This window comes from Streptomyces sp. Y20 (assembly GCF_043195475.1).
GTDB lineage: Bacteria > Actinomycetota > Actinomycetes > Streptomycetales > Streptomycetaceae > Streptomyces.
The window spans coordinates 270,150-287,262 of sequence record NZ_JBIDDP010000006.1 but is presented as its reverse complement, the minus strand read 5'-3'; the positions used below and the strand labels follow the sequence as shown (position 1 = coordinate 287,262).

General features: G+C 70.1%; 21 protein-coding genes. 6 read left to right on the top strand and 15 right to left on the bottom strand.

Translation table 11 applies throughout. The features are described 5' to 3' along the window. Positions 1 to 21: 21 nt before the first annotated feature. The 3 genes from ACGFT1_RS18080 to ACGFT1_RS18070 form a co-directional block, all read right to left on the bottom strand. Positions 22 to 342, bottom strand: coding sequence for a winged helix-turn-helix transcriptional regulator (locus ACGFT1_RS18080; RefSeq protein WP_373909957.1), 321 nt, complete (start codon positions 340 to 342; stop codon positions 22 to 24). A 264-nt stretch (positions 343 to 606) separates the two neighbouring features. Continuing rightward, a complete protein-coding gene (locus tag ACGFT1_RS18075) occupies positions 607 to 1,962 on the bottom strand; it encodes a hypothetical protein (RefSeq protein WP_373909956.1) in 1,356 nt (451 codons plus the stop codon). Between the two features lie 188 nt (positions 1,963 to 2,150). Then, positions 2,151 to 3,146, bottom strand: coding sequence for a TIGR01777 family oxidoreductase (locus ACGFT1_RS18070; protein WP_373909955.1), 996 nt, complete (start codon positions 3,144 to 3,146; stop codon positions 2,151 to 2,153). Positions 3,147 to 3,644: 498 nt separating this feature from the next. On the opposite strand from ACGFT1_RS18070, the gene ACGFT1_RS18065 reads away from it, so the two are divergent. Next, positions 3,645 to 4,052, top strand: a complete 408-nt coding sequence (locus tag ACGFT1_RS18065) for a hypothetical protein (RefSeq protein ID WP_373909954.1) — start codon at positions 3,645 to 3,647, stop codon at positions 4,050 to 4,052. On the opposite strand, the gene ACGFT1_RS18060 is transcribed toward ACGFT1_RS18065, so the two are convergent. The 9 genes from ACGFT1_RS18060 to ACGFT1_RS18020 form a co-directional block, all read right to left on the bottom strand. Then, positions 4,049 to 4,348, bottom strand: coding sequence for a DUF6262 family protein (locus ACGFT1_RS18060; RefSeq protein WP_373909953.1), 300 nt, complete (start codon positions 4,346 to 4,348; stop codon positions 4,049 to 4,051). The two genes, ACGFT1_RS18065 and ACGFT1_RS18060, sit on opposite strands and share 4 nt — an antisense overlap. 98 nt (positions 4,349 to 4,446) lie before the next feature. Beyond that, on the bottom strand, positions 4,447 to 5,277 hold the full coding sequence (locus tag ACGFT1_RS18055) for a tyrosine-type recombinase/integrase (RefSeq protein WP_373909952.1): 831 nt from the start codon (positions 5,275 to 5,277) through the stop codon (positions 4,447 to 4,449). Then, positions 5,274 to 5,600, bottom strand: coding sequence for a DUF1048 domain-containing protein (locus tag ACGFT1_RS18050; RefSeq protein WP_043230017.1), 327 nt, complete (start codon positions 5,598 to 5,600; stop codon positions 5,274 to 5,276). The genes ACGFT1_RS18055 and ACGFT1_RS18050 overlap by 4 nt, the downstream gene beginning before the upstream one ends. A gap of 1 nt (position 5,601) precedes the next feature. Further along, positions 5,602 to 5,958: a DUF1048 domain-containing protein gene (locus ACGFT1_RS18045; protein WP_053711997.1), complete on the bottom strand. Its 357-nt coding sequence runs from the start codon at positions 5,956 to 5,958 to the stop codon at positions 5,602 to 5,604. Beyond that, a complete protein-coding gene (locus ACGFT1_RS18040; protein WP_053711998.1) occupies positions 5,955 to 6,281 on the bottom strand; it encodes a PadR family transcriptional regulator in 327 nt (108 codons plus the stop codon). The genes ACGFT1_RS18045 and ACGFT1_RS18040 overlap by 4 nt, the downstream gene beginning before the upstream one ends. A gap of 233 nt (positions 6,282 to 6,514) precedes the next feature. After that, positions 6,515 to 7,504, bottom strand: coding sequence for an IS30 family transposase (locus ACGFT1_RS18035; protein ID WP_373909951.1), 990 nt, complete (start codon positions 7,502 to 7,504; stop codon positions 6,515 to 6,517). A 114-nt stretch (positions 7,505 to 7,618) separates the two neighbouring features. Then, positions 7,619 to 7,798: a hypothetical protein gene (locus ACGFT1_RS18030; protein ID WP_373909950.1), complete on the bottom strand. Its 180-nt coding sequence runs from the start codon at positions 7,796 to 7,798 to the stop codon at positions 7,619 to 7,621. A 352-nt stretch (positions 7,799 to 8,150) separates the two neighbouring features. Beyond that, positions 8,151 to 8,834, bottom strand: a complete 684-nt coding sequence (locus ACGFT1_RS18025) for an ABC transporter ATP-binding protein (protein ID WP_373909949.1) — start codon at positions 8,832 to 8,834, stop codon at positions 8,151 to 8,153. Then, on the bottom strand, positions 8,831 to 9,919 hold the full coding sequence (locus ACGFT1_RS18020; RefSeq protein WP_373909948.1) for an ABC transporter permease: 1,089 nt from the start codon (positions 9,917 to 9,919) through the stop codon (positions 8,831 to 8,833). The genes ACGFT1_RS18025 and ACGFT1_RS18020 overlap by 4 nt, the downstream gene beginning before the upstream one ends. Before the next feature lie 171 nt (positions 9,920 to 10,090). Between ACGFT1_RS18020 and ACGFT1_RS18015 the strand changes: the two genes are divergently transcribed. The 3 genes from ACGFT1_RS18015 (at position 10,091) to ACGFT1_RS18005 (ending at position 12,570) form a co-directional block, all read left to right on the top strand. After that, positions 10,091 to 11,311 carry a sensor histidine kinase gene (locus ACGFT1_RS18015; RefSeq protein ID WP_373909947.1) on the top strand — a complete coding sequence of 407 codons (1,221 nt, stop codon included), beginning with the start codon at positions 10,091 to 10,093 and terminating at the stop codon, positions 11,309 to 11,311. Continuing rightward, a complete protein-coding gene (locus tag ACGFT1_RS18010; RefSeq protein WP_373909946.1) occupies positions 11,308 to 11,946 on the top strand; it encodes a response regulator in 639 nt (212 codons plus the stop codon). Before ACGFT1_RS18015 ends, ACGFT1_RS18010 begins: the two co-directional genes overlap by 4 nt. A gap of 216 nt (positions 11,947 to 12,162) precedes the next feature. Then, positions 12,163 to 12,570 (top strand): hypothetical protein, encoded by a 408-nt coding sequence (locus ACGFT1_RS18005; protein WP_373910105.1) that lies wholly within the window; start codon positions 12,163 to 12,165, stop codon positions 12,568 to 12,570. A 158-nt stretch (positions 12,571 to 12,728) separates the two neighbouring features. Here ACGFT1_RS18005 and ACGFT1_RS18000 read toward each other — a convergent pair whose 3' ends face one another. Together ACGFT1_RS18000 and ACGFT1_RS17995 are read right to left on the bottom strand one after the other, a co-directional pair. Then, positions 12,729 to 13,223 (bottom strand): hypothetical protein, encoded by a 495-nt coding sequence (locus tag ACGFT1_RS18000; RefSeq protein WP_373909945.1) that lies wholly within the window; start codon positions 13,221 to 13,223, stop codon positions 12,729 to 12,731. Positions 13,224 to 13,442: 219 nt separating this feature from the next. Further along, positions 13,443 to 14,318 (bottom strand): helix-turn-helix transcriptional regulator, encoded by an 876-nt coding sequence (locus ACGFT1_RS17995; RefSeq protein ID WP_373909944.1) that lies wholly within the window; start codon positions 14,316 to 14,318, stop codon positions 13,443 to 13,445. A 105-nt stretch (positions 14,319 to 14,423) separates the two neighbouring features. Between ACGFT1_RS17995 and ACGFT1_RS17990 the strand changes: the two genes are divergently transcribed. Further along, positions 14,424 to 15,122, top strand: a complete 699-nt coding sequence (locus tag ACGFT1_RS17990) for an SDR family NAD(P)-dependent oxidoreductase (RefSeq protein WP_373909943.1) — start codon at positions 14,424 to 14,426, stop codon at positions 15,120 to 15,122. Between the two features lie 214 nt (positions 15,123 to 15,336). On the opposite strand, the gene ACGFT1_RS17985 is transcribed toward ACGFT1_RS17990, so the two are convergent. Further along, positions 15,337 to 16,302: an alpha/beta hydrolase family protein gene (locus ACGFT1_RS17985; RefSeq protein ID WP_373909942.1), complete on the bottom strand. Its 966-nt coding sequence runs from the start codon at positions 16,300 to 16,302 to the stop codon at positions 15,337 to 15,339. A gap of 167 nt (positions 16,303 to 16,469) precedes the next feature. Here ACGFT1_RS17985 and ACGFT1_RS17980 point away from each other — a divergent pair, with 167 nt between their 5' ends. Beyond that, entirely contained in the window at positions 16,470 to 17,066 is a 597-nt protein-coding gene (locus ACGFT1_RS17980) for a TetR/AcrR family transcriptional regulator (RefSeq protein ID WP_373909941.1), read from the top strand. Positions 17,067 to 17,113 lie beyond the last annotated feature (47 nt).

Below are 17,113 nucleotides of genomic sequence, written 5' to 3'. Positions count from 1 at the left end.
GGGGGCCGACGGGTCTGACGATCAGCCAAGGGCGTCCCATCGCGCCCTGTCCCACTCCCACATACTGCGCATCACCGGCTCCAGCGCCTGGCCCTGGCCGGTCAGGACATAGCGGACGCGGGGAGGCCAACTGGCGGTTCGGTGACGCTCGATGACGCCGGCACCGGTCAACTGGGCCAACCGGTCCGAGAGAACCTTGTCCGAGAGAGCGGGCAGGGCGGCGGACAGCTCGGAGTACGTGGCCTCACCACGGCGCAGGAATTCCCGCAGTACCAGCGGCGTCCATCGACCACCCAGCGCGGCGAGGGTGATGTCGACAGGGCAGCGCGGTGCGTGGCCCACGACCCGTGGGAGTTCACCCGCCTCGCCGCGTCGAAAAGCCAGAGCACCGAATCCGAGGTGCTACCGCTGATGGGTTCACGGACGCCGGACGTCCCTGGCCGGCCGCTGCGGATGCGGGAGGGAGAAGTGCAGCAGACCCTCCCCCGAGGCTGATCTGCCGTTCGGCGTCCTTCCCCCGCGCGTCCATCGGGTGCAGTCGCAGGATCCGGCCGTGGCCTGGCACTCGCCCGGGACGACCTCCGCCGGATCCGTCCTGGGCTCAGATCAGGATGTGGCCGTTTCTGCGGCCCATGCGCGTTGTTCTTCGGTGAGGCGTGCTTCGTCTTCGGCGGTGTCGGTGCCGGCGGCGCGGTTGCCGTAGCCGCGGTGGACGACGAGGAGCTGGTTCTTGTCCCCGTACTTGTCGCGGTAGGCGATCACCGCGGGGCCGGCTCCGCTGGAGTGGGCGGGGAAGTCCCTGTCGGTGCTCCAGCCGCCGTTGGTGGTGTAGGTGGCCCACCACAGTTTCTGGTCGTTGCCGCCGTGGCCGCGGTGGATGCAGTACAGCTTGCTGTCGAACACGGCCAGGCCCGGGCCTTCCAGACTGTGATGGGCGTCCAGTTGGCGCTCGGTACCCCATCCGGCGTCGGCGCTGTAGCTGATGTGCTGCAGGGCTGTGGTGTTGTTGCCGCGGTACACGCAGTGGAGCCTGCCGTCGTAGACCGCCAGGGCCGGGTTCGCCGAGGTGCCGACGTTCAGCTTGACGTCGCGGGTCCATCCCGTGGATGGGGTCCAGGTGGTGTGCCACAGATGCGCCGAGTCACTGCCCCGGTGGACGCAGTGGAGCTTGCCGCCGAACACCGCCAGGGCTGGGCCCACGGAGCTGGAGTGGGCACCGAGACGGGTGTCGGCGCTCCACCTTCCCGTTGCCGGGTCAAAGGTGGTGTGCCACAGGTCCTTGTCGTTGCCGCTGCCCCGGTGCACGCAGTGGAGCCGTCCCTCGAAGGAGGCCAGTGCCGGTCCGCCTTCGCTCGAATGGGACCCGAACGGAGTGTCCTCGCTCCACCCCTTGTCCGGGTCGTAGACGGTCCACCAGAGCCTGGAGTCGGACGGCGAGCCGCGGTGGGCGCAGTACAGCTTGCCCTGATGTTCGGCCAGCGCCGGGTTCGAGGCGCTGTGGTGGGCGGTGAACTTCTCGTCCTTGCTCCATTCCTCCCGGGTCTCGTAGACCGTCCACCACAGGTTGGTGTCCTCCTTGGGCTTCAGGCTGACCGGGATGAGCATGCCCGGAGCGATCCAGGGGGAGACCAGCTTGCAGCCGTAGGTCTGGCCGACCTCCTTGATCCACAACGCCTTGATCTTGCAGTACGCCTCAACGATTTTGTTCATCGGCGACGGCAGCGCTTCCCCTGCCACGTCGCCGATCAGTTCCGCGATGTCGCCCGCCAACGCGGCCGCCTCAGCGTTGAGGTGGATCTCAAAGCCCCACCAGAACGTCTTGACGGAAACGGCGTAGCCTCGCGCGCCGAGCTCCTTGCGTGCCGCCTCCGCCTTGACGACTTCCTCCTGCGACGGGGGTGTCGCCCGGCTGCCGTCCTCGAGGACGCCGCTTTCCTGCACTGCTTGTTCTTCTGTCGCCATCCTGCGCTCCTGCCTGCTGTCACAGCAGAGTCACAGCCCGCACCTGCCCCCGCCCCATCGCAGACGGTCCAAGTCCTGGCCACTGCTCGCCTGAATCGGTTCGCACAGATCGACACGGAATGTGCTGATCCACAAGCACACAGTAATGACGCTCGGCCCAAGGCAAGGACGAAGCCACCGTGACTGTCTCAAAGTGATCTGCGTGGCCGCGGCGCAGGTGCCAACTCCTCGCCCGATGCCGCACGAACCAGCCTGGCCCGCCGTACGAGGGACGTAGCGGCCTTCTCCCACTCGGGATACGCGAAGTCGAACCCGGCCGCGCGCAGCCGGCCGGGCACCACACGACGGCTCTTGAGCAGCAGCTCCGTGTCCGAGCGCAGCGCGAACGCCCCCAGCCCGGCCATCCAGCGCGTCGCCGGCATCCCCACCGGGACGCCCCACGCCGTGCGCAGCGCCCGCATGAATGCGCGGTGCGGAAGGGGGCCGGGAGAGGCGAGGTTCACCGGTCCCTCGAGGTCGTCCCGGGTGATCAGGAACTCCACCGCTCGCACGAAGTCCTCGTCATGGATCCAGGAGACGTACTGCGCGCCGCCGGCCACCGGACCGCCCAGCCCGAGTCGCACCAGCCGTGACAGCACGTCGAACACACCGCCCCGATCCGGGCTCATGACCATCGCCGCGCGCAACGCCACCTTGCGGGTCTCGGGAGTCGGCGCCTCGGCCTGCGCCCGCTCCCAATTCTCCGCGATCTCGACGCTGTACGCCCAGTAGTCCGGCACCCCGGCCTCCGAGCCGCCGATCACCCCGGTCGCCTCGTCGTGCGCCGCGTCGAAGCGGTGGGCGTAGACCGTCGCCGTACTCATCTGGAGCCAGACGCGCGGTGGCCGCGCCGCGGCGGCGATCGCCTCGCCGACCACTCGCGCCGAATCCACCCGGGAGTTCATCATGGCCCGCAGGTTCTCGGCGGTGTAACGGCAGGAGACGCTGCGTCCGGCCAGGTTGACAACGGCATCGCAGCCGTCGATCGCCGCGGCCCAGCGGCCGAGCGTGGCCCCGTCCCAGCCGATGTCGTGCGCCCGCACGGGACGCCGGGTCAATACCGTGACCTCGTGACCGGCCGCCGACAGCGCACGGTCGAGAATCGTGCCCACCTGTCCGGTTCCCCCGGGCAGCACTACCTTCATCGATCCCCCTCGGTTTTCCTCCGCATCAGCGTAGCCCTGTTTTTTGAACATGTTCAATCCCAGGTCCGGCGCAGGTCCCCGAAGGCGTCCGCCCGACCGGGCGCCGGACCGGGCGGCGAGCACGAGACGGACGGCCGGACGCCAGCGCGGACCCCAGCCGGTCCGTTTGCCGGGCTGACCGGCGGACGACGGCCTCGGGGAACATAGGTACAGCGGCTATCGGTGAGAACGATCATGACCGTCTAGCACAGTGATCCACTTCGCCGCTGGGGTTCGGTGAAACGCCTCCGGGCCCGGTCCGGGGCTGGCTACGGTCCGGCTCGTGCCGGTGGAATCTCTGAGCGATGAGCAGGCCGTTATCTGGACTTCTTGTGCCCGGTAGGCGTGATGAGCTGGCCTTTTAGGTGGCTGACAGTGTCAGCCACCTCTCCGTAGAGTTGCTCAGATGTCACCGGAGCTGATCCGACTGGCACCATACGAACGGGAGGCCCCACCCGCATGACGAACCCGCCGTCCGAGCGCACCCTCACCTACGCCGAAGACCTCAGGCCCGAGGACGTCCGCGCCTTGGAGACGTTCCTCAACGTCCAGTTGGGGCGGGTGTACGAGGAGGTCGGGGAGACCGGTGAGACGTCCTTCGCGATGCGGTCTCTGCTCCGCCTGGTCGGCGACTCGGCCGGGCTCCTGTACACGCTCCTCACGGTGGAGCGGCCCGAGACGTGGCAGCGTGCCGCGATCGTGCGGGAGTGGCAGCGGCTACGGAGTACGGCTCATGAGTTCAACCACTGCGACGGCTACGACCACAACCGCTGGTGGAACCAGGTACGGCACTTCGACGCCTCCGACGAGACCGCCGAACAGGACCGGATCCGCCGGTTCGCGCCTTACCCCGAGACCGGACATTAACCGCGTGGGGCGGGGATACCTCGGCGAAGGTCGCGGAGCTGTCCGAGGGCCACGGCGAGTTCGTTGCGGAGCCGTTCGTTCTCCTCGTTCAGTTTCCGGTTGGCCTCCCGCAGTGCTCGCACCACCGTCTCGTGTGACTTGGTGGTGATGCGCTGGTGGTCGGGCAGGGCCGGTCGTCCCGTAGCGGGCTGCTTGTTCGCGAGTTCTCGCAGCTTGGCCAGCAGTGGGGCCTGGGCGTCGTCATAGAGGAAGGTTCGGGAGACCCCGGCTCGTGCGGCGACACCGGCGACGGTCACCGCTCCGCCGTCGCGTTCCAGGGCCCCCAGGGGCTTGGACGCGCTCGATGCAGTCCAGGCGGCGCTGCTGTGCGACCTTGGCCAGGTGGGACGAGTTATCAGCCCGCATCTGCGTCCCCCTTCGTCTCGACTGGGCCGCCAGGCAGGTCGTCTGGCGGCGGGGCGACTCCGTCGTTCTCCCGTTCGGTAATGCGCGTGATGAGATGCTCGACTGCGACGGCCAGCTGTGTGTTGAGGTCGGCTGCGCGGGAACGGCCGGCGGCTGTGGCGCCAGCGTGCAGTTCGCGAGTGCGGTCGAGGGTGTCCTGGTGGATGGGCAGGAACTGCCGGTCGCTTTGGAAGTCCTGGCAGAAGTAGCAGCCATCGGCTGCGGTCTTGGGGCAGGGGCGGGAGATGTGCCGTCCGCACCAGCCGCCGGCAACGGCGTGGAGGCGGCGGCCGATCTTCTCGGCGAGCCACTCGACGCCGGACAGGTCGCTGTCGCGGTGGATCTTGACGGCCTCGCCCTTGAGGTTGAAGCGGACCTCGTACTTCTCCTCGTACTCGCGGCGAAGCGTGTCGTCCGCGATGCGCGAGTAGTGCTCCTGCATCTGCCAGGAGGTGTGGCCCAAGACCTCGCGGATGGTGCGCCCGGGCACGCCCGCGTTCGCCATTCTGGTGCCCAGCGTGTGCCGGAACTGATGCCAGCTGACGGCGGCGGCGTCGCCGTTGGAGTCGACGAGGCGGATCCGCTTCAGCCAGGCGTCGAATCGAGTATCGACGGTGCCGTAGGGCATCGGATACTTTCCGTCAGGGTTGCCGCTGACCTTGGGGAACAGCCACTGGCACGCGCCACCGAAGCGTTCCCGGACCCGTCCGTGCTGTTCCCGGATCGCGTCCACCACCACGCGAGAGGCGGGGATGGCCCGGACCCGGGCGGCGGGCGTCACTTCTCGTCAGTGCCGGGTTCCGCGTTGATGGATGCCTGGTAGATATCGGCGTAGGTAGGGGAGTCCTTGACCAGGTCGTCGCAGAACGCGGCGACGTCGGTGCCGATGAGTTCCACAACCCCCTTGCCACCGGCGACGCCCTCCTCGAAGAAGTCGACGATCCCGGGGAGCAGGGGCCCGTCAGGCAGGCTGATCGGCCCGACCTTGAACAGGTACTTCTGCATCTCCTTGTAGACGATCTGGTAGTCCGGCGGGAGTGCCTTGACCCGAGCCACGTGCGCCCGCCACTGTTTCTTGCCTTCGATGATGTCCTGAATGCTCACGTCAGCCTCCCAGCCGGCTCAATTTCCTCGCGACGTTCCTGTTCAACTGCTCGCGCCACCGGTCGCGATAAGTCCGGGCCCCTGCTCCGCCGGCCAGCGCGGTGCAGAAGCCTTGGATGTCCTCGCCGAGCACCTCGTGGACGCTCTGGCCGTCCGCCGCTGCTACTTCGAGCAGCCCCAGGGCGGAGTCGAGGATCGGCATCAGGTTGCGACCGGTGAAGTCTCCGTAGGGGAAAAGGTGGGCGATGATCTGCCCCCACGCCGCCCGGTAGTCGTCCGGCAGGACATCGACCCGGGCCTCGAACGCCTTCCATTCCCTGGTGAGATCGCTGCCTGTGACCTTCTCCCAGAAGTTCATCTCCCGCCCTCCTTGAGCCTGTCGATGCGTGATGAGAGGTACTGCCACTTCGCCCAAAACTTCGCGAGTTCCTCGCGTCCTGCGTCGTTGAGCGCGTAGAACTTGCGCGGCGGACCGACCCCGGATGGCCGTTTCGTCACCTGGACGAGCCCGTTCCTCTCCAGCCGCAGCAAGATGGTGTACACCGTCCCCTCGATGACGTCGGTGAAGCCGAGCTCGTTCAGCTGACGGGTGATGGCGTACCCGTAGGTTTCCTCGCTGCCGATGATTTCGAGCACGCACCCTTCGAGCGTGCCCTTCAACATCTCCGTCAGGTCGTCCATCGCGGGTGCTCCTCAGCCTGTCAGTACTACGTGGTACCGAATACCGCTATACGGTATCACCGAGTAGCGGAGGGCGGCAGTATCGATCGAGGAGCGGGGCATTGCGGAGCCGGTCCGATGAGTGGCCGCCGCTGTGGAGCCCGGGGCCTCGCCGACCGGTCCTGGATTTGCGTCTACCGGATCCCCAGATTCCTTGTCGGCCAGCTTGTGCCTGTCGGCAAACGATGGCGAGCTCAAGCGGTCAGCGCATCACTGCTGTTCAGAAGGTCAGCGTGGACCTCCGCCGGAGTGCGGTACCCGTGGGTCTTGCGCGGACGGTGATTGAGCTCGTGGGCGATGGCGGCCAGGTCGGCCTGGCTGAACGTGCGGAGGTCCGCTCCCTTGGGGAGGTACTGCCGTAGCAGCCGGTTGGTGTTCTCGTTGGTGCCGCGCTGCCATGGGCTCCGTGGCTTGCAGAGGTAGATCGGCATCCCGGTCTCGGCGGTGATGGCCTGGTGCTCGGCGATCTCCCGGCCCCGGCCCCAGGTGAGCGTCCCTCGTAGCTGGGGCGGGATGCCGAGGAGACTCCTGGTGAGGTGGGGAGTGACCTGCTCGGCCTTGATGCCGTCCGGCAGCGCGACAACGGCCGTGTAACGGCTGGTGCGCTCGACCAGCGTGGCCACTGCCGAGGGCCGGGTGCCCATCACAAGGTCGCCCTCCCAGTGGCCGGGGACCTTGCGGTCCTCGACCTCGGCGGGGCGGGCGGTGATGGACACCATGCCGCGGATGATGCCCCGCCCGGTGGGCCGGCGGTCGAGCTTCGGGCGGCGCATGGGCCTGCCTGACCGCAGCCGCTGGGTGAGGCTACGGTCGATGGCCTGGCGCCGGCGGGGGTCGCAGAGCGAGAGGTAGATCGCTTCGTGCGAGATCTGCATGGCGGCGTCACCAGGGAACTGCCGTCGCAGCCATCCCGCGATCTGCTCGGGTGACCAGCACAGAGCCAGCTTGGCTTCCACCAGGGCCCGAAGAGCAGGCCGTTGGGCGAGCTTGGCCTGCTTGGGGCGGCGCCCGCGCTTGTAGGCGGCTGCATCAGCCGAGGCAGCTCGGTAGCGGTCCCGGCCGCCGTTGCGGGCGATCTCGCGGGGGACGGTCGAAGGAGATCGGCCCAGCCGCTTGGCGAGCTGCCGGGCCGACTCCCCGACGGCGATACCGCGGGATAGGCTTCCGCAGCAAGCGTGATGCACACGGGCCGTACAGCGGCTGCGGCTGGTCCGCGCCTTCTGCCTGGCCGCCGTACTCCTGCTTGGTCGCGTCGGCCGTCAGCCCGCCCCGCGGTCAGGGGGGCGGCGGCGCGTCCGCTACTGGCCGCGCCCTTCGAAGTCCCGTCGGACTGCGGCGCCCTCGTCCTCCGTCAGTCCCGCGCCGTCGGGCAGCGTCAGGGTGGTCCCGCAGCGCTGGCACATGCCGGCGTCCCCGGCCGGTGTTCCGCAGGCCTTGCAGTACCGGTTGACCGGCTGATCCGGATTCTGCTGTCCCATGACGCCTCCCAGGTGGTGAACAGTGCCAGCGGTCGCCTACCCGGGGCAGTCGGTCCGATGCCCCGACGGGCGGGCCTGAGGCCCGTCGCGCATTCCCCTCGGTACGCGGCGTGACCCGACCCCCGGCGGGCGGCGGGCGGCGGGCCGGAGGCCAGGCGGTCAGTTGCGGCCTCCGTCAGCCGGCGGAGCACGAGCTTCGGGTGCCCGGGTCCGGCAGCACGGGCCCGCTACCGGCCGGGGAGAGCGAGGGGAACGGCCCGGTGACTCGGTCGTACGGCACGGAACGGATACCGGGCACGCGGCACCTCGGCCGCGCCGCGTCGGCGGGCACGGCCTACGTGGCGCTGCTGTTTCAGCGGTTGGGTACCGGCACGTGGAGGCGGCCGTCGTGGACTTCGGCGGTCTGGTCGGCGGCGGTGAGGTGGGCGCGGTCGTGGGTGACCAGGACCGTGGCGGTGGCCCGCTCGTGGGTGAGGCGGGTGATCAGGTCGATGACGGCGGCGCCGCGTTCGTGGTCGAGGGCGCTGGTGGGTTCGTCGACCAGGAGGACGGTGGGGTCGTTCATCAGAGCGCGGGCGATGTTGACGCGCTGGCGCTGGCCGCCGGAGAGCTGGTGGGGGCGGCGGCCGGCCTGATCGGCCAAGCCGACCGAGTCGAGGAGTTCCAGAGCACGGTTGCGGGCGGTGCGGGGTTTGCGGCCGTCGATCTGGGCCATGACCTGGAGTTGCTCGGCGGCGGTGAGGGAGGGCAGCAGGTTCGGCTGCTGGAAGACGATGCCGATCTTGCGGCGGCGCAGTTCGGCCAGCTCGCCGCGGGTCAGGCGGGTGGTGGGGGTGCCGTCGATGGTGACGGTGCCGGCGTCGGGGGTGATCAGGGTGGCGGCGACGGCCAGCAGGCTGGACTTGCCGGAGCCGGAGGGGCCGACCACGGCGGTCAGGCTGCCCTGGGGAACCATCAGGCGCACCCGGTCCAGCGCGGTCAGGACGTTGTCGCCGTCGGGATAGGTGAGGGTGATGCCGGTCAGGTGAAGGCTCATCGGGTGCTCCCCAGGGCGGTCAGTGGATCGACAGAGGTGATGCGGCGGATGGACAGGCCGGCTCCGAGGGCGCCGAGGAGGATCATCACGGCGGCCGGGAGCAGGACGGTGGCGGGCGTGAGGAGGAACGGCACGGCCGAGCCGGCCACGAGGGCGCCCAGGACGGCGGCGATGCCGGTGCCGGTCAGAGTGCCGCCGGCGAGCAGGACGACGGCCTGGCCGAGGGCGTCCCTGAGCAGGCCGGCGGTGGAGGCGCCGAGCGCTTTCAGGACGGCGACGTCGCCGCTGCGCTGGATGGTCCACACGGTGAAGAAGGCCCCGATGACGAGGGCGGAGATGGCGAACAGGAAGCCGCGCATCAGCTGGAGGGAGCCGTTCTCGGAGGTGTAGGAGCCGATCGCGGACAGTGAGTCCTCGGTGGAGACCGTCCGGGTGCCGGCCTGCTGGTCGATGGCCGCCACGTCGGCCGCGGACGTGGTGTTCAAGGCGATGACGGTGGCGACGGGGCCGTCGCCCGTGGCGGTGGGCGGCGCGGTCTTCCGCCAGACATCGAGGCTGGTCCAGATGACGGGGGTGTGACTGAAGAGGGCGTCGCCCCGCACGGCGGCCGCCTTCAGCCGGCGGCCGGCGAGGGTGAGGGAGTCCCCGGCCTTCACCCCCAGGCCGTCGGCGGCCGCGGTGGACAACACCACGGCGCTCTCGGTGATCCTGCTGCCGTCCGGGGCGAGGCGGGAGCCGGGCCGTACGCCGAAGACCGAGACCCCGGTGCTCCTGTCACCGGCGGTGGCCCTGGTCGTGGTGATCCCCAGGGGTTCGGCGCTTTCCACCCCGGGCGCCTCGGACCACCGCTGCCACTGCTGCCGGGTGACGGTGGAGTCCGCGTACGACAGGTCCTGAGCGTTCCCGGCGGCCTGGAAGGCGATCTTGTCGGCGGGCAGTCCCGTGATCGCGGAGATGTTCTGCCGGCCCAGTCCGGCCGTCAGCCCGGACAACAGACCGACCAGCAGGGTGATCAGCACGATGACGGCTCCCATCAGGGCGAAGCGCCCCTTGGCGAACCTCAGATCTCTCCAGGCGACAAACATGGCCTCGGCCTGCTCTTTCCGATGGGGAAGCGGTACGACTCCACCGTCGCGGCCACCCGCCCGTGTCCGCGTCCGGCGCAGGACGGCACTTCACGGGCCGAAGGGCGGCACACGGGTTCTAACTTTCGATGGAGGCCCCCGGCCGCCGGCCTCCGTAACCTGGTACGCACTGTGAACACCGCCGCCCCTGACCTGACCCCGACCACCCGGGCCCTGGCCCGGTGCCTGCACCTGCTGGTCATCGGCCTGCTCGTCCTGGCCGCCGGCCGGGCCGTGGCCGACGCCCGGCCGCACGCCGGACCGATCGTCGCCGCCGTGGCGGCGTGCGGCCTGGTGTACGCCGCCGGGCCGCTCCTGCCCCGCGTCCGTCTCTGCCGGCGGGCCGCGGCCTGGTGGCTGGCCGCCGTGGGCACCGTGTGGCTGGTGCTGCTGGCCCTGTCCCCCGACGCGGTATGGGTGGCGTTCCCGCTGTACTTCCTCCAGCTCCACCTGCTGCCGCGCCGATCCGGCCTCGCCGCTGTGACCGCTACCGCGGTGGCGGCCATCGCCGGCTTCGCCGCCCACCAGCACTCCTTCGGCCCCGCCATGGCGATCGGCCCGGCGCTCGGCGCCGCTGTCGCCGTCGCGGTGGTGTGGGGATACCAGGCCTTGTACCGGGAGAGCGAACAGCGCCGTCAGCTGATCGAGGAACTCACCGCCGCCCGGGCCGACCTGGCCCGGGCCCAGCACACCGCCGGTGTGCTCGCCGAACGCGAGCGTCTGGCCCGCGAGATCCACGACACTCTCGCCCAGGGCCTCTCCAGCATCCAGCTGCTGCTGCGCGCCGCCGAACGTGCCCTGCCCGGCCGGCCCGACACCGCCTCCCGCCACGTCGAGGCGGCCCGCCAGGCCGCCGTGGACAGCCTCGCCGAGGCCCGCCGCTTCGTCGCCGCCCTCACCCCGCCGCCCCTGGAAGGCACCACCCTGGCCGACGCCCTGGAACGACTGTGCACCACCACCGGCACCCGCCACCGCCTCACCGCGCGCTTCCGCCTCACCGGAGACCCCACCGAGCTGCCGACCGCCCACGAGGTCGCCCTGCTGCGCGTCGCCCAGTCCGCCCTCGCGAACACGGTCCGCCACGCCCGGGCCACCGCCGCCGAAGTCACTCTCGGCTACCTCGGCGACCACGTCGCCCTAGACGTCGTCGACGACGGGCACGGCTTCGATCCCGGCCGGCTGCCCGCCCCCGACCCCGAGGGCGGGGGTTTCGGCCTGGCGGCCATGCGCGCCCGCATGAACGTCCTCGGCGGCACCCTGGCCATCGAGTCCGCGCCCGGCCACGGCACCGCCCTGGCCGCCCGGCTCCCCCGCACCCCGCCCACCCGGACCGAGCCCGGGGCCCACGCGTGACCGATGACGCACCTGTCCGCCTTCTCCTGGCCGACGACCACCCCGTCGTACGCGCCGGGCTGCGGGCCGTACTGGAAACCGAACCCGGCCTCGTCGTCGTGGCCGAAGCGGCCACCGCGGAGGACGCCGTCACGCGTGCCGGCGAAGGCGACATCGACGTCGTGCTGATGGACCTCCAGTTCGGCAGGGGCATGGGCGGTGCCGAAGCGACCGCCCGGATCACCGCCCGCCCGGGCGCACCCCGCGTGCTGATCGTCACCACCTACGACTCCGACGCCGACACCCTGCCCGCCATCGAGGCCGGCGCCACCGGTTACCTCCTCAAGGACGCCCCACCCGAGGACCTGGCCGCCGCCGTCCGCACCGCTGCCGCGGGACGTACCGCGCTGGCGCCCACCGTCGCGGACCGGCTGATGAACCGGCTGCGCACGCCGAGGACCGCACTGACCCGGCGCGAGACCGAAGTCCTCGCCCTGGTCGCCGACGGTCTGTCCAACCAGGCCGTGGGCGAGCGGCTCCACCTGACGGAAGGGACCGTCAAGTCCCATCTGGCCCGCGTCTACGTCAAGCTCGGCGTCGACTCGCGCACCGCCGCCGTCGCCACCGCCGTCGGCCTCGGCCTCATCCGCCGCTGACCAGCGCGCGCGTACAGCGAAGTGCCCGGCCGTATGAAGAGCGCCCACCAGGTGATCCGTCCCGGGAAGTGGTGGACGGGTGCGGCGTGTCTCCGCCGGGGGGCTTGAACAAGTGGGCGACGCTCGTCAAGCGTGGGGGCGGCTTCGGTCCGAGGCAGCTTCGGTCCGGGGTTCGATCTCCTTCGCGGGGCATGAGACTGTCTGATCGTGCCAGAGATGATGAGCGGGTTGAGGGCAGCCTTGACTGAGGCGTCGTCGCCTTCGTGGACGCAACGTGTTCGTGCTGGGCGTGACCTTGCCTCCTTCGCTGATGTCCCTGAGGCTGCGGGAGTGCTGATGGGGCTGCTGCTGGACGTCGAGGACACGGCGGTGACCCGGCAGACGGCAGAGGCCCTGACCCGGGTGGGGACGGTGGCCGCCATGAGGCTCATCGCTCTCGCGGTTGCCGAGGCCGACGGCGACCACACTGACTGGCTGCAGACCGGCGTGCAGGACGCGCTCGTGGGACCGGACGGTGTGCCGGATGTCGCAGCGGCCTGCGGGAAGCTGGCCCAGGACCAGGAAGCAGCTGTCCGGCGGGGTGCCGCGGAGATCTCCGAGTGGACGGACGGCACAAGGTGCTGAGCTGAATTCGCGGCTCGCTGGCACCATGCCGCTGCCGCCGTCAGCGAGTCGTTGCCCGCCGGTGTCATCGCGCACACGGCCAGGGCCAGCAGCGAGGGCAACGCGTGGCAAGCCGTCACCAAGTCCACTCGAACTGGCATGACCAGGATCACGGAACACTAGCCAACGCCCGCCCCGGCGGAACGAATGCGGCGAGACCTCCACCAACCCCAGACCGTGTGGCCCACCAGAGCGACCGCAACGGCGACAGCCGTGACCCGAACGGTGATCCACGTATCCAGAACAACCTGACCCGGCCCGCGCGACTCCTTCTCCAGACGCATGGAAGTCTCATAGAACGCCACCAAGGGAACAAGCAGCCGGAAGAACAGGCCGCCGACGCCCGGCACCTGTGCGAGGTTCCCCAGGAGCCCAAGGGGTGCTCCGAAGAGGAATGCCAGCACACCCCAGAGGACGATTCCAGATGATCCCCCACCTGAGGAATCCAGCCCATCCAAGGAGGCCAGGTACTCCTTGGTCAGGTAGTAGGTCACGACACCGACAGCCAGCCCCAGAGGCGCGAGAAGAACCGATTCGATTTTGGACCGGCGGAGATAACCCACCAGAAACGCGTAACAGGCCCACGGCCACCCACCGGTGAAAACGGCGGCCACGGCTGCACCTGGACGGCCGCCCCAATGCTCAGCGATAGGCCCTATCAGGCCGAGCAACAAGCCAACCCCGAGTGGCACCATGAACGACGCGGCCCGAGCACCCCAAAAGTTCACTCTCTCCCCTTCCGGTCCTGATGTGGCTACTCCGGGCTTCGTCACCCAGCCACTTGAATGGTCGATCTTCCGGCCCCTGGCCGGTCGATCGACGCGCGCGTGGGATCAGTCGAGGCTGGTAGCCGGTGGGCCGGTGACAGCGGTCAGTTGGAGTTTGGTCTCGTCCTCGCTGCCGGGCACGGCGGTCATGATGACGATCTTGAGCTCGGAGTCGCCGTCGGCCAGCACGTCGCAGTCCACCGTGACAGGGCCCACCGACGGGTGGTCCACCGTCTTGTGGTCCTCGCGGTGCGCGGCCACCCCTCCAGTCGCCCATAGCTCGGCGAACCTCTTGTTGCCCGCGTTCAGTTCACGGATCAGTGTGGCCAAGCGGCCGTCCTGGGGGAAGCGGCCGGTGGCGCGGCGCAGGTCGGAGACGACGGCGGCGTCGGTGGCGTCGCGATCCGCCTCGGTCACCGGCCACAGCGCCAGGCGGGCGGGGCCGGTGTCCACCGGGAACCTGTCGCGGGCGAAGTTGCGCAGCCCCGGTGGCGAGGCGGAGGGGTCGCCCAGCAGGGCGGCCCACACACGGTTCCACCAGACCAGTTGCCAGTCCGCCGCGAACACGGCGACCGCCACGTCCCCGAGGCGGGTGAGCACCCGCTGCATGCCGGGTGGCAGATGGTCCGAGATGGCGCCGCCCGCCGGCGGTACGAGCTGGGCCAGCCGGTACAGGTGGTCCCGCTCGGCGGTGGACAGCTGGAGGGCACGCGCCAGGGACGCCACCACCGACGCCGAGGGTGTCGTGGACCGTCCCTGCTCCAGGCGCACGACGTAGTCGACCGATACGCCGGCCAGGTCGGCCAGTTCCTCACGCCGCAGCCCGGCCGCTCGGCGCCCACGGGCCACCGGCAGCCCGGCGGCCGACGGGGGCAGCCGCTCCCGCCACGTGCGGATCATCGCGCCCAGTCCGGTTCCGGGTGTCGTCGACATGATCTCCATCCTCCCGCACCTCCGGTCGGGCGGATGGGCGTGAGGGTGGTACTGGTCTTCCTACCGCCGGAGCGTCCCTGGTCCGCTTCCCTCATGGAGGCAAGTATCGAACCCATGACCATCACCTTCATCACCGGAGCCAACAAGGGCCTCGGCCGCGAGACCGCCCGCCGCCTCGTCCGATGTGGCCACACCGTGCTCGTCGGGGCCCGCAACCGCGAGCAGGGCGAGAAGGCCGCCGCCGCGCTCGGCGCACGGTACGTCCCCATCGACGTGACGGACGACGCGTCCGTGGCCGCCGCGGCCGCGAACGTCGCCGAACACGAAGGCAGGATCGACGTCCTGATCAACAACGCCGGTGTCCACGGCCCCATCGGTGATCCCAGCGACCTCACCGCCGCCGACGCTCTCGCCGTCCTCGACGTCAACGTCATCGGCGTGGTCCGCACCACCACCGCGTTCCTGCCGCTGCTGCGCCGATCGGACGACCCTGTGATCGTCAACGTCAGCAGCGGCATGGGCTCCCTCGCCCTCACCCACGACCCCGGCCGGCCCGAGTCGCACGTCGTCGCGCCGCTGTACACCTCCTCCAAGGCAGCGCTGACGATGTTGACCACGCAGTACGCGAAAGGGCTCAAGGGCATCCGCGTCAACGCCGCCGACCCCGGCTACACCGCGACCGACCTCAACGGTCACAGCGGTCCCCAGACGGTCACGGAGGGCACGGACGCGATCGTCGCCCTCGCCACCGAGAAGCCCGGCTCGGGCACCGGACGCTTCCTCTCCCGCAACGGCGAGATCGCCTGGTCCTGAGACCGACCCGCACCGGCATCAGCCGTTCCGGGAGACGAGGACACAGATCGTGTCCTGATCGTCTGCGAGGTTCCCCCCGGTGGCGGGACGAACCTCGCAGGTCTTCTTGCGTGACGCGAGTGCAACGGGGCTTGCCCCATGCCCACCCGGGCCGCGCGGCCGTGGCCGTGGCGTGGCCGTGGCCGTGGCGTGGCCGTGGCGCGGCCGTGGGGGCCTACTTGCCTTCGACCCGTCCTACCGAGTCGGGACCGGTCGTCAGTGCCTCGCACGCGGCCTGCCATTCGGAGGTGCCGGGGTGGAGCTGAGTGCGGAGGTAGGCCGCGGTGAGACGGGCGAGGGCGGCGACTCGCTCGGGGTTCTCGTCGGTGGTCTCGGCGGCGTCGTATCCCGCGATCCCGCCGAGTCCGTGTTCCGCGTCGAACAGGGTGAGCAGGGTTTTGGGTCCGGGAGCCAGGGTGTACGGATCGGCGTGCCAGTCGGGTCCCACGTCCGTGAAGTGCCGGGAGTCGTCCTTGTCGCCGGCGACGACCAGAGCGGGTGCGGTCATGGTGGAGAAGTCGAGGGCGCCGATGATCGGCCACTGTTCCGCCAGGGGCCCGTTGAGGGCGTCGCCCCCTCTGCCAGGGGCGGCGAGGAGGACGCCGGCCTTGATGCGAGGCTCGGCGAGGTGCACCACGTTCCCGGTGTCGGGGTCATTGAGCCCGGCGCCCAGCAGGAGGGTGGCGGTGAAGCCGCCGAGCGAGTGTCCGGCGACGGCGACCTTGGTCGGGTCGATCCGCCCCGCGAGCTGCGGCACGGTGCGCTCGATCACGTCGAGCCGGTCGAGGATGTGGGTCATGTCCTCGGCGCGGGAGCGCCAGAAGTCGGGCGCGCCGGGCGCGTCGGCGACCAGGTGGCTCAGTGTCCTGGAGGTGAGGTGGGTGGGCTGGATGACGGCGAATCCGTGAGCGGCCCAGGAGTTGGCCAGTGGTGCGTAGCCGTTGAGTGAGGAGAGGTTGTTGGAGGGGCCGTGACCGTGGGAGAGGAGGATGACGGGCAGGCGGGTTCCGGTCGCCGGCACGGAGACGCGTACGTGGAGGTCCACCGGGCGTCCGGGCACGGAGAGGACCACGGGGCTGAAGGAGAGGACCGGGACGGGCGTTCCCGCGGCGTCGGCGCTGGTGGCAGGGGATGTGCTCACGATGTGGATTCCCTTTCGGTGGCACCCGCCGTGCGCCGGTCTCCTGCGACCGGCGAAGGGCGAGGCGGTCAGGAGCGACCCGCTTCGGCTAACCTGAACCGGAGCGTCGCTCCACTTAATATTCGGAGCGCTGCTCCGTTTTGTCAATCGGTGTGGAGGAGTGCGTGATGGCCACCGACAGCCCCACAGGTGAGTCGCCGTCCCGAGGCAAGCGGGCCGACGCCCAGCGCAACCGGCAGGTGGTGCTCTCCGCCGCCGCCGAGGTGTTCGTCACCTCCGGCGTCGACGCACCCATCCGCCAGATCGCGGCCAGGGCGGGAGTCGGGATGGCCACGATCTACCGTCACTTCCCGACCCGGGCGGACCTCGTCACAGCCGTCTACCGCCACCAGATCGAGGCGTGCGTCCAGGCCGGCCCGAACCTGCTGGCCAGTGCCGGCTCCCCGCTCGAGGCGCTGCGCCAGTGGATCGACCTCTTCGTCGACTTCCTCATCACCAAGCACGGACTCGCCGACGCCCTCCAGTCCGACAACGACCGCTTCGCCGCGCTGCACGCCTACTTCCTGGACCGCCTGCTGCCCGTCTGCGACCAACTGCTCGACGCCGCGGTGGAGTCCGGCGACATCAGGCCCGGTACGCAGTCGTACGAGCTGATGCGCGGCATCGGAAACCTCTGCGTCGGACGCGACAACGACCCCCGCTACGACCCCCGCCGCCTGATCGCCCTCCTCCTCCAGGGACTCCGGCGACCCCACCCGTCCTGATGCCGACGAGCGGCCACGTAACGCACGACTTAGGAGCGGGCGCGGGC

What these genes read in the sequence shown, in the direction of transcription:
- ACGFT1_RS18075 (WP_373909956.1), bottom strand. Translation starts at nt 1,962, where the DNA reads ATGGCGACAGAAGAACAAGCAGTGCAGGAAAGCGGCGTCCTCGAGGAC.
- ACGFT1_RS18070 (WP_373909955.1), bottom strand. Translation starts at nt 3,146, where the DNA reads ATGAAGGTAGTGCTGCCCGGGGGAACCGGACAGGTGGGCACGATTCTC.
- ACGFT1_RS18065 (WP_373909954.1), top strand. Translation starts at nt 3,645, where the DNA reads ATGACGAACCCGCCGTCCGAGCGCACCCTCACCTACGCCGAAGACCTC.
- ACGFT1_RS18045 (WP_053711997.1), bottom strand. Translation starts at nt 5,958, where the DNA reads ATGAACTTCTGGGAGAAGGTCACAGGCAGCGATCTCACCAGGGAATGG.
- ACGFT1_RS18040 (WP_053711998.1), bottom strand. Translation starts at nt 6,281, where the DNA reads ATGGACGACCTGACGGAGATGTTGAAGGGCACGCTCGAAGGGTGCGTG.
- ACGFT1_RS18030 (WP_373909950.1), bottom strand. Translation starts at nt 7,798, where the DNA reads ATGGGACAGCAGAATCCGGATCAGCCGGTCAACCGGTACTGCAAGGCC.
- ACGFT1_RS18025 (WP_373909949.1), bottom strand. Translation starts at nt 8,834, where the DNA reads ATGAGCCTTCACCTGACCGGCATCACCCTCACCTATCCCGACGGCGAC.
- ACGFT1_RS18020 (WP_373909948.1), bottom strand. Translation starts at nt 9,919, where the DNA reads ATGTTTGTCGCCTGGAGAGATCTGAGGTTCGCCAAGGGGCGCTTCGCC.
- ACGFT1_RS18005 (WP_373910105.1), top strand. Translation starts at nt 12,163, where the DNA reads ATGATGAGCGGGTTGAGGGCAGCCTTGACTGAGGCGTCGTCGCCTTCG.
- ACGFT1_RS17995 (WP_373909944.1), bottom strand. Translation starts at nt 14,318, where the DNA reads ATGGAGATCATGTCGACGACACCCGGAACCGGACTGGGCGCGATGATC.
- ACGFT1_RS17990 (WP_373909943.1), top strand. Translation starts at nt 14,424, where the DNA reads ATGACCATCACCTTCATCACCGGAGCCAACAAGGGCCTCGGCCGCGAG.
- ACGFT1_RS17980 (WP_373909941.1), top strand. Translation starts at nt 16,470, where the DNA reads ATGGCCACCGACAGCCCCACAGGTGAGTCGCCGTCCCGAGGCAAGCGG.